6 protein-coding genes are annotated in these 8,911 nt (G+C 65.3%); 2 read left to right on the forward strand and 4 right to left on the reverse strand.

Annotated elements, in window-relative coordinates; genetic code table 11:
* The 4 genes from JWQ89_RS01180 to JWQ89_RS01195 all read right to left on the reverse strand — a co-directional run.
* The coding region (locus tag JWQ89_RS01180) for a DoxX family protein (protein WP_299637696.1) at positions 1-287 on the reverse strand (287 nt) is incomplete at its 3' end.
* 178 nt (positions 288-465) lie between these two features.
* The gene (locus JWQ89_RS01185; RefSeq protein WP_299637698.1) at positions 466-2,919 is read right to left on the reverse strand and encodes an EAL domain-containing protein; all 2,454 of its coding nucleotides are present in this window, start codon (positions 2,917-2,919) and stop codon (positions 466-468) included.
* Positions 2,920-2,943: 24 nt separating this feature from the next.
* Positions 2,944-3,285, reverse strand: coding sequence for a hypothetical protein (locus tag JWQ89_RS01190; RefSeq protein ID WP_299637699.1), 342 nt, complete (start codon positions 3,283-3,285; stop codon positions 2,944-2,946).
* 183 nt (positions 3,286-3,468) lie between these two features.
* Complete coding sequence (locus JWQ89_RS01195; RefSeq protein ID WP_299637700.1) at positions 3,469-4,491, reverse strand: NAD(P)-dependent alcohol dehydrogenase; 1,023 nt, start codon at positions 4,489-4,491, stop codon at positions 3,469-3,471.
* Between the two features lie 239 nt (positions 4,492-4,730).
* On the opposite strand from JWQ89_RS01195, the gene JWQ89_RS01200 reads away from it, so the two are divergent.
* Together JWQ89_RS01200 and uvrB are read left to right on the forward strand one after the other, a co-directional pair.
* Complete coding sequence (locus JWQ89_RS01200) at positions 4,731-5,600, forward strand: LysR family transcriptional regulator (protein WP_299637702.1); 870 nt, start codon at positions 4,731-4,733, stop codon at positions 5,598-5,600.
* Positions 5,601-6,052: 452 nt separating this feature from the next.
* Complete coding sequence (gene uvrB / locus JWQ89_RS01205; protein WP_299637704.1) at positions 6,053-8,374, forward strand: excinuclease ABC subunit UvrB; 2,322 nt, start codon at positions 6,053-6,055, stop codon at positions 8,372-8,374.
* Positions 8,375-8,911: the final 537 nt, after the last annotated feature.

The raw sequence follows: 8,911 nt of genomic DNA on the forward strand, positions 1-8,911 counted from the left end.
TTTCCACTGTAAATCCAGATCGAGGCCAGCAAGATCGGAATACCCACCAAGGCGCCGATACGGACGAAACTGCCGAACAGCAGCGACAGGAAGATCAATACCTCGATCGAGAGGTCGAACCACATCAGCCAGTCCGGCAATCCGAGGTGGGCAAAAAAGCTCTCCGTGACGCCCACCCCGCGAAAGCCCACCTTGTACCACCAGTGCACGGCCCAGTAGATCGCCAGCGTCACGCGCAACAGCAATGCGCCCCAGGGCGCCGTGCGCATCAGGGAATTGTCAAGCATCACTCGCGCTCCACTTCAAAAGCCGATGGTTCTCTCAGCTTTTAGAAGTAGTTGACGGTGCTCCACCGCTCCATCCCTACGCACGGCGCCGGAAGCGATATCCTTGTGTGGAGCGCTCATCCCTTGGTTTGGACGGGGCGCGCCGGCGTCACGCCCGACCACCCGACCACCCCCGGACCTACGCGGCCGGACGAGCCCTGTCGGTCCCGCCGGCCCCGGACGTCAGGCCGGCCTCGATCGACCGCATCAGTTCCGCCGCCTTGCCGGCCGGTGCCGGGCGGCTGAACAGGTAGCCCTGGACGTCCCAGCACCCCTCCGCCTGGAGGATCGCCAGCTGCTCCCGGGTCTCCACACCTTCGGCGAGGATCGCCATGCCGAGCGATTTGCCCAGCCCGATGACGGCGCGAACGATCGCGGTGCTGTCGGCCTTGTCGGAGAGCTGCCGGATGAAGGTCTGGTCGATCTTGATCTTGTCGAACGGGAAGCGCTGCAGGTAGCTCAGCGAGGAATAACCCGTTCCGAAATCATCCATCGCTATCCGCGCGCCGAGGATCCGCAGCCGGTGCAGTGTCTCGAGCACGCCGCCGCTGTCCTGCAGCAGCAGCGACTCGGTGATCTCCAGCTCGAGCCGATTGGCTTCGAGACCCGAGACCCGAAGCGCGTGCGAGACGATCTCGACCAAGTTGCCGGCGCCGAACTGCACCGGCGACAGATTGACCGCGACCTTCACGTCGTCCGGCCAGCCCGCAGCCTCCATGCACGCCTGCTCCAGCACCCAGGCGCCGATCGCCTTGATCAGCCCCATTTCCTCGGCCACCGGGATGAATTCGGCCGGGGAAACCGTACCGCGCTCGGGGTGGTGCCAGCGCAGCAGTGCCTCGAAACCGGCGACGCGTCCCCGCTTGGTGTCGACCAGCGGCTGGTAGAGGATCTCGAACTGCTTTCGATCGAGCGCCGTCTGAAGGTCCATTTCCATGCTGCGCCGTGCCTGCAGGCGCGCATCCATCTCCGCCTCGAAGAAGCGATAGGTCCCCCGTCCGTCCTCCTTGGCGCGATAGAGGGCAAGATCGGCATTCTTGAGCAAGGTATCGGAGGTGCCGGCCGCCGTCGGGTCGGCAAGATCGGCGGTCGAGGCAATGCCGATGCTGACGCCGATGACCACCTGGTGGGTGTCGATCTCGAACGGAGCGTGCAGCGCCTCCACCAGCCGCTGCGCCAGCGTCTCTATGTCCGCCTGTACCGAGTCCTGCTGGATCACCACAAACTCGTCGCCGCCCAGCCGCGCCACGATTTCGGCATCCGGCACGCATTCCTCGAGCCGCCTCGCGACCGCCTGCAGCAGCGCATCGCCGGTGGGGTGACCCAGGTTGTCGTTGACGGCCTTGAAGCCATCGAGATCGAGGCTGAGCACGGAGAACGCCTTGCCGCGCCCCCGCGACAGCGCGTCTTCGATGTGCTCGCGGAACAGCACCCGGTTCGGCAATCCCGTCAGCGCGTCGTGGCGCGCCATGTGGGCGAAGCGCGCCTCGACCCGCCGCCGCTCGGTGACATCCTCATAGGTCGCCACCCACCCGCCGCCTTCGACCCGCTGGTGCGCCACGGCAATGATCCGGCCATCCGGCAGGTCGCGCAGGAACGAGGGGGTGGCGCCGAGGTCGAGCGGCGTTTCCAGTCCCTCGCGGGAGAGAACCGTGTGGACGTCCGCGCCCAGTTCGGGTTCGCCGAACATTTCGCTGAAGCGGCGGTTGAAGATCGTCAGGCGCCCGGCGGAATCGAACAGGCACAGGCCTTGCGTCATGTTGTCGAGCGCAGCCTCGAACCGGCCGTGCTGGATGGCCATTTCGCCGGCGTGGCTGGACGCCTGTTCGGCCATCAGGGCGTTGATCCGCTGCAGGCTGGACCGGATGCTGCGCTGCATCGCCGCCAGCGCCTGCAGCATCTGGCCGGTTTCGCTGCTGTCGCGGCTGACGATGGCGTTGTCGAGCTGTCCCGCCGCGATCGCCTTGGCGATCCGCACCACCTCGCGCAGCGCCGGCACGATCGAGCGGGTCAACAGGAACGTGATGACGAAGGCGATGATCACCGACAGCGACATGACCAGCCAGGTGTGCTGGTTCGACTCGTCGATGTTCCGTCCCACGCTCTGGCGGTAGGTGTAGCCGTCCCCGGCATAGATCTCGACAACCGTATCGAAGGCCTGCTGGATGTTTCCAAGTTCGGTGACCAGTGGTCGGAACGAGGTGCCGTCGGGTCCGGTGCCCAACTGTTCGATCTCGCGGCGAAGCGTGGCAGTCGCCTCCTCGCCCTCGAGCGACATGGCGCGCTCTTGCGCGACTTGCAGGCTGCTCAGGATGTCCGGAATGGCCTCGGCCAGCAGCGCCGCCTTTTCGCTGTCATGGGCGGGATTGGCGGCGGCGCCTGCCGACATCTCGAGCCGGTCGAACGCCACGCTCAGCTTCATCAGTCCGTTCTGCGCTTCGCGCAGGTAGCTGACGGCCATGAACGCTTCGTCGTAGAGCCGCGTCGCGATCGTCCCGAGTTCCTGTTGCGAGCGCTGCGTGAAAGCGCCCATCACCACGGTGATGAGCGTCAGGCTCAGGCAGCCGAACAGGATCTTGAAGCGAATGGACATCGCGCGTCCTTCATCGAGGCGTGGCTACCTCACGTTGACGGTCACCAGCATCTTGGGATGGATCTCGCAGCGTATTTCGAACGTGCCCGCCACCGGGAACGGGACCGAGAGCACCTTTCCCCGGGGCTGCGCCTCCGAGCTGAAACTGAAACTGGAGGATCGTGCGTAGAGCTGGTGTACGAACGGGTCTTCGTTGGTGAACCGGACAGTATCGCCCACCGAGATATTGACTATCTTGCTCTGGAACTGCCGGTCCCGTTGCACGACGATGGCCACTTCAGTGGCGAGCGCCGTCGCCGTGATGCTCAGGGCAACAACAGCCGCAGCAATGCTGACCAGTTCCTTCTGGACCTTGGTTAGTGTCATTCCCCTACCCCCAGGCAGCCGTCATCCTTCGCAGGCGCCCACTATTGCTGAACCCAAAAAGTTAAGGCTTGCTGAGATTCATCAGCGCGCCGTTGCATTTCAGGTCCTGCCCGCACCCGGAAACGGCCGTGGAGACGGGGCCGGGTGCCTGCCGCCTCCCCGCCGAAGACCTCCCTCGTCGCCTCAGTTGCGGGCCATCGCCCGCGGCCGTCCCTCGACCTTGGCGGCAACCTGCCGGACGGTCAGCACCACGTTTCCTCTCTTTCGTCCGGTATCGACATAGGCATGCGCCTCCGCCGCATTCTCCAGCGGGTACCCCCGGTCGATGACCGGCTTGAACCTGCCGGCCTCGGCCAGCTTCGCAAGGAACTGCATATGCTCCACCGTAATCTTCGGCACGGCCGCAATGACCGTCTTGCCGCTCGCCTTCGCTGGCCGGCCGATGCCCATCGCCTGCGCCAGTGATCCCAGCACCACCAGCAGCCGGCCGCCCGGCTTCAAGACCCGCTCGCTGCGGGCAAAGGGGGCCGTGCCGGTCGTATCGAGGATGATGTCCCAGCTGTCGCCCGACTGGCTGAAGTCCTCCTTCGTATAGTCGATGACGTTGTCGGCCCCGATAGAGCGCACCAGTTCGAGATTGCTGGTGCTCGTGACCCCGGTGACGATGGCCCCGAAGGACCTGGCGATCTGCACCGCGGCCGTCCCCACTCCCCCCGACGCACCCACGACCAGAACCTTGTCGCCCGCCTTGATGCCGGCGAGGTCGCGCAGGAAGGCCAGCGCCGTGGTGCCGCCGAACGACAGCGCCGCCGCCTCTTCGAAGCTGAGGTTCGCCGGCTTCAACGCAATCATCCCGTCTTCCGGCATCGTCCGATATTCCGCATGGCCGCCATATTTCCCGCCAGGGAACGCGAACACCTGGTCGCCCGTCTTGAAGCGCGTCACCGCCCTGCCGACCGCCTCGATCTCTCCTGCGAGCTCCGTCCCGAGGATCGGCTGCCGGGGTCCGAAGACGCCGAATACCAGGCGGCCCATGAAACCGAACCCCGCGGGCAGGTCGAGGCTCCGCGCCCGCCAGTCGCCGGTGGTGACGGTGCTGGCGTAAATCCTGATCAGCACCTCGTTGTCCTTCGGGACAGGCTTCGGCACCTCGGCGAGGCTGACAACGTCGGGGCTGCCGTACCGGTGATAGACAATGGCTTTCATCGCTCTTCTCCTGCGTGTGATGGCGGGCAAAGCCCGGCCATGTCCCGCCGCGACCATTCGCGGGGGACCGGGTTGATTTCGACCGGAGCCCGAGGCCCCCGTTTGGTGTGGATATTCTGCCGGCTCCCGGCAGGTCGTTCGCTCTTCAGCGCATGGCCAGGTTCTACGCCCACCCGGCCCATAGATAAATTGACCAATCCGGTCCGTTTGATATGCGCTTATGCATGGATTGGCGGTCAGTGAAATTCGACTGGAACCGGGCGCGAGCCTTCCTCGTCACCGCGGAAGAGGGATCGCTCTCCGCCGCCGCGCGCGCCCTCGGCATGGCGCAGCCCACGCTCGGCCGGCAGGTCGATGCGCTCGAGGCGGAGCTCGGCGTCATCCTGTTCGAACGCGTCGGGCGCGGCTTCGTCCTGACGCCGAGCGGGCTCGAACTGCTCGAGCACGTCCGCGCCATGGGCCAGGCCGCCACCCGCGTATCGCTATCCGCTACCGGCCAGTCCCAATCGATCGAGGGCACCGTCCGCATCGCCGCGAGCGAGACCCACGCCGCCATGCTCCTGCCGCCGATCATCGCCAAGCTCCGCCTCGCCGAGCCCGGCATCCACCTCGAGATCGTCGCCTCCGCCAAGCCCAGCGACCTGTTGCGTCACGAAGCGGACATCGCCATCCGCAACTTCGCCCCCACCGAGCCGGACCTGATCGCGAAAAAGATCCGCGACGTCCCCGCCCGCCTCTACGCCACGCCCGCCTATCTCGACCGCATCGGCAACCCGCAGTTGCCCTACGACCTGCGCCAGGCCGACTTCATCAGCATCGACGGCTCCGGCGTCTTCCTCAAGGGCCTCAACGCGCTGGGCCTCAGCCTCACCGAGCGCAACTTCCCCATCCTCGCCGAGAACTACCTCGTCATGTGGGAGCTGGTGAAGCACGGCATCGGCATCGGCATCCAGGACGGTAATATCGGCGACCGCGAGCCCCTCGTCCGCCGCGTGCTGCCCGATTTCAACCCCTTCATGTTCCCGATCTGGCTGGTCGCCCACCGCGAGGTGAACACCAGCCGCCGCGTCCGGGTGGTCTTCGACCTCCTCGCCGCCGACCTCGCGTGAGGGGAAGCCGTTCCCTTTCCGTTCGCCCGGTGCTAGCGTAGCTTTCCGCTCCGCTACTGACAGATTCCGACAGCGTACCTATCTATAGTGTCCGCTGCCGACCCCCGCCGTACGAGACCGCCATGCCCTCGCAGAAGAAATCCGAAACCCAGCCCGACCGGCGTGAGGTCAAACAGACCGCCTCGTTCTCCATCGACGACTTCATCGGCGAGATCGAGAAGGCCGAGGCCGAGCAGCTCAACAAGCGGCTGCCGCAGGAGCGGCTCAAGAACAAGCGCCAGCTCGACAACGCCGCCCGCCGCGCCGCCGAGGCCAACGGCACCGGCATCCAGCCGCTCGTCCCGCAGCCCCTGGAGAAGCCGAAGAAGACCGCCCGCTCCGCCGCCACCGGCATGCAGCTCAAGGCCCCCAAGTCCAAGGCCAACTCCGTCGAGCGCCCGGATTTCGGCGGCATGGGCGAGTCCGGCCAGGCCGGCTTTGGCCACCTGCCGTCCGGCCGTATGACCGCCCGCGACATCAGCCGCGAAGCCGCCAAGGACCCCGAAGTCCTGGCCCAGCTGCGCGACGCCCTCGACGCCAGCAAGAAGAAGGTCAAGGCCAGGAACATGCCCGGCCAGTCCCTCGCCGGCGCCCAGACGGTCGGCATCTCCGCCACCGTGAAAGCCCTCGAGGACATCATCCTCCACGGCCGCAAGGAGGTCGAGGGCAACACCGAGTGGCGCCCCCACCGCCCGGCCCCGCGCCAGAAATCCGAAGGCGGTATCCCGTTCAAGCTCGTCACCCCCTACGAGCCGCGCGGCGACCAGCCCACCGCCATCGCCGATCTCGTCGAGGGCGTCGACAACGGCGAGACCGATCAGGTCCTGCTCGGCGTCACCGGCTCGGGCAAGACCTTCACCGCCGCGCAGGTCATCGCCCGCACCGGCCGCCCCGCCCTCATCCTCGCCCCCAACAAGACGCTCGCCGCCCAGCTCTACGGCGAGATGAAGTCGTTCTTCCCCGACAACGCCGTCGAGTACTTCGTCTCCTACTACGACTACTACCAGCCCGAGGCCTACGTCCCGCGCACCGACACCTATATCGAGAAGGAATCGACCATCAACGAGCAGATCGACCGCATGCGCCACTCGGCCACGCGCGCCCTGCTCGAGCGCGACGACGTCATTATCGTCGCCTCGGTCTCCTGCATCTACGGTATCGGCTCGGTCGAAGACTACACCGCCATGACTTTCGACCTCAGGAAGGGCCAGAAGGTCGACCACCAGGAACTCCTCCGCTCCCTCACCCAGCTGCAGTACAAGCGCGGCGACACCGGCTTCGTGCGCGGCACCTTCCGCGTCCGCGGCGATACCATCGAGCTGTTCCCCGCCCACTACGAGGACGCCGCCTGGCGCATCACGCTCTTCGGCAACGAGATCGAGTCGATCGCCGAGTTCGACCCGCTCACCGGCAAGAAGCACACCGACATGCTCTCGGTCCGCGTCTTCGCCAATTCCCACTACGTCACGCCCCGCGCCACCCTCTCGGGCGCCATCAAGCTGATCCGCCAGGAGCTCGCCGCGCGCCTCCAGGAGCTCAACGGCGCCGGCCGCTTCCTCGAAGCCCAGCGGCTAGAGCAGCGCACCCTGTTCGATCTCGAGATGATGGAAGCCACCGGCTCCTGCGCCGGCATCGAGAACTATTCGCGCTACTTCTCCGGCCGCAAGCCCGGCGAGCCGCCCCCGACCCTGTTCGAATATCTCCCCGATAACGCGCTGGTCTTCATCGACGAGTCCCACGTCACCGTCGGCCAGCTCGGCGCCATGTATCGCGGCGACCTGCGCCGCAAGGCGACCCTCGCCGAATACGGCTTCCGCCTGCCCTCCGCCATGGACAACCGCCCGCTCCGCTTCGAGGAGTGGAACGCCATGCGCCCGCAGACCGTCTACGTCTCGGCCACCCCCGGCTCATGGGAAATGGAGCAGGCCGGCGGCGTCTTCGCCGAGCAGGTCATCCGCCCCACCGGCCTCATCGACCCCCCTGTAGAAATCCGCCCGGCCAAGACCCAGGTCGACGACGTCGTCGACGAGATCCGCCAGGTCAGCAAGGCCGGCTACCGCACCCTCGTCACCGTGCTCACCAAGCGCATGGCCGAAGACCTCACCGAGTACATGCACGAGCAGGGCATCCGCGTCCGCTACATGCACTCCGACATCGACACCATCGAGCGCATCGAGATCATCCGCGATCTCCGCCTCGGCGCCTTCGACGTGCTGGTGGGCATCAACCTGCTGCGCGAAGGCCTCGACATCCCCGAATGCGCCCTAGTGGCCATTCTGGATGCCGACAAGGAAGGCTTCCTGAGGTCGGAGACGAGTCTCATCCAGACCATCGGCCGCGCCGCCCGCAACGTCGACGGCAAGGTCATCCTCTACGCCGACAACATCACCGGCTCCATGGAACGCGCCATGGCCGAGACGTCCCGCCGCCGCGAGAAGCAGACCGCCTACAACGTCGAAAACGGCATCACGCCCCAGTCGGTGAAGTCCAACATCAAGGAAATCGTAGATTCCATCTACGAACAGGACCACGTCACCGTCTCGATCGGCAAAGGCAAGGACGGCAAGGAAAAGGTCCAGGTCGGCGCCAACCTGGCGGCCGTCATCAAGGACCTGGAGCGCGAGATGCGCGAGGCCGCGACGAACCTGGAGTTCGAGAAGGCGGCAAGGTTGAGGGACGAGGTGAAGCGGCTGCGGGAGATGGAGTTGGATACGCTGGAGGGAACGGTAGACTGACCCTCAGTCGCTACCCTCCCTTATGGGAGGGCAGCACAGTTAGTCGCCAGCCGGCCGCGCCGTCGCCATGGCGAGCGCCGTGAAGATCACGCAGTCGCGAACCATCCTGGTACCCCCACCATGCTGATCTTCCAGCTCACGATGTGCACCATCGAAGCTGGCGAACCCCCAACATGTACAACCCCCGCCACACGGTCCAGCAGGAGCCGAGCGGGCAACGGCGAACGCTGTTCCAGCCGACCTGATAGGCCAGGATGTTCGCCAAAAACAAACGGTCAACGCAAGCCAATCACGCCACAAGCACCTATCAGATTTGCCAGGCCGTTTAGCTCATAGGCGGCTACATGTGCACATTCCTGCTACGCTAACTGGCTCAAAATTCTCCTACATGCCGGCTTGGCTAACCTCCGCGGGACAGTTGCCCCGAAATCCAGCCAATGCACAACATTGTAGTACATTTGACTTTTGCTTCTTAGGTACTCATCAAGTGTTCTAGATATTAACTCACGATCAAATCCATTAATCAATCGTATTACC

This window comes from Devosia sp. (assembly GCF_028290645.1).
Lineage (GTDB): Bacteria > Pseudomonadota > Alphaproteobacteria > Rhizobiales > Devosiaceae > Devosia_A.

Bases quoted from the DNA above. Each gene is read 5' to 3' on its own strand.
- JWQ89_RS01185 (WP_299637698.1), bottom strand. From the start codon at position 2,919: ATGTCCATTCGCTTCAAGATCCTGTTCGGCTGCCTGAGCCTGACGCTC.
- JWQ89_RS01190 (WP_299637699.1), bottom strand. From the start codon at position 3,285: ATGACACTAACCAAGGTCCAGAAGGAACTGGTCAGCATTGCTGCGGCT.
- JWQ89_RS01195 (WP_299637700.1), bottom strand. From the start codon at position 4,491: ATGAAAGCCATTGTCTATCACCGGTACGGCAGCCCCGACGTTGTCAGC.
- uvrB (WP_299637704.1), top strand. From the start codon at position 6,053: ATGGGCGAGTCCGGCCAGGCCGGCTTTGGCCACCTGCCGTCCGGCCGT.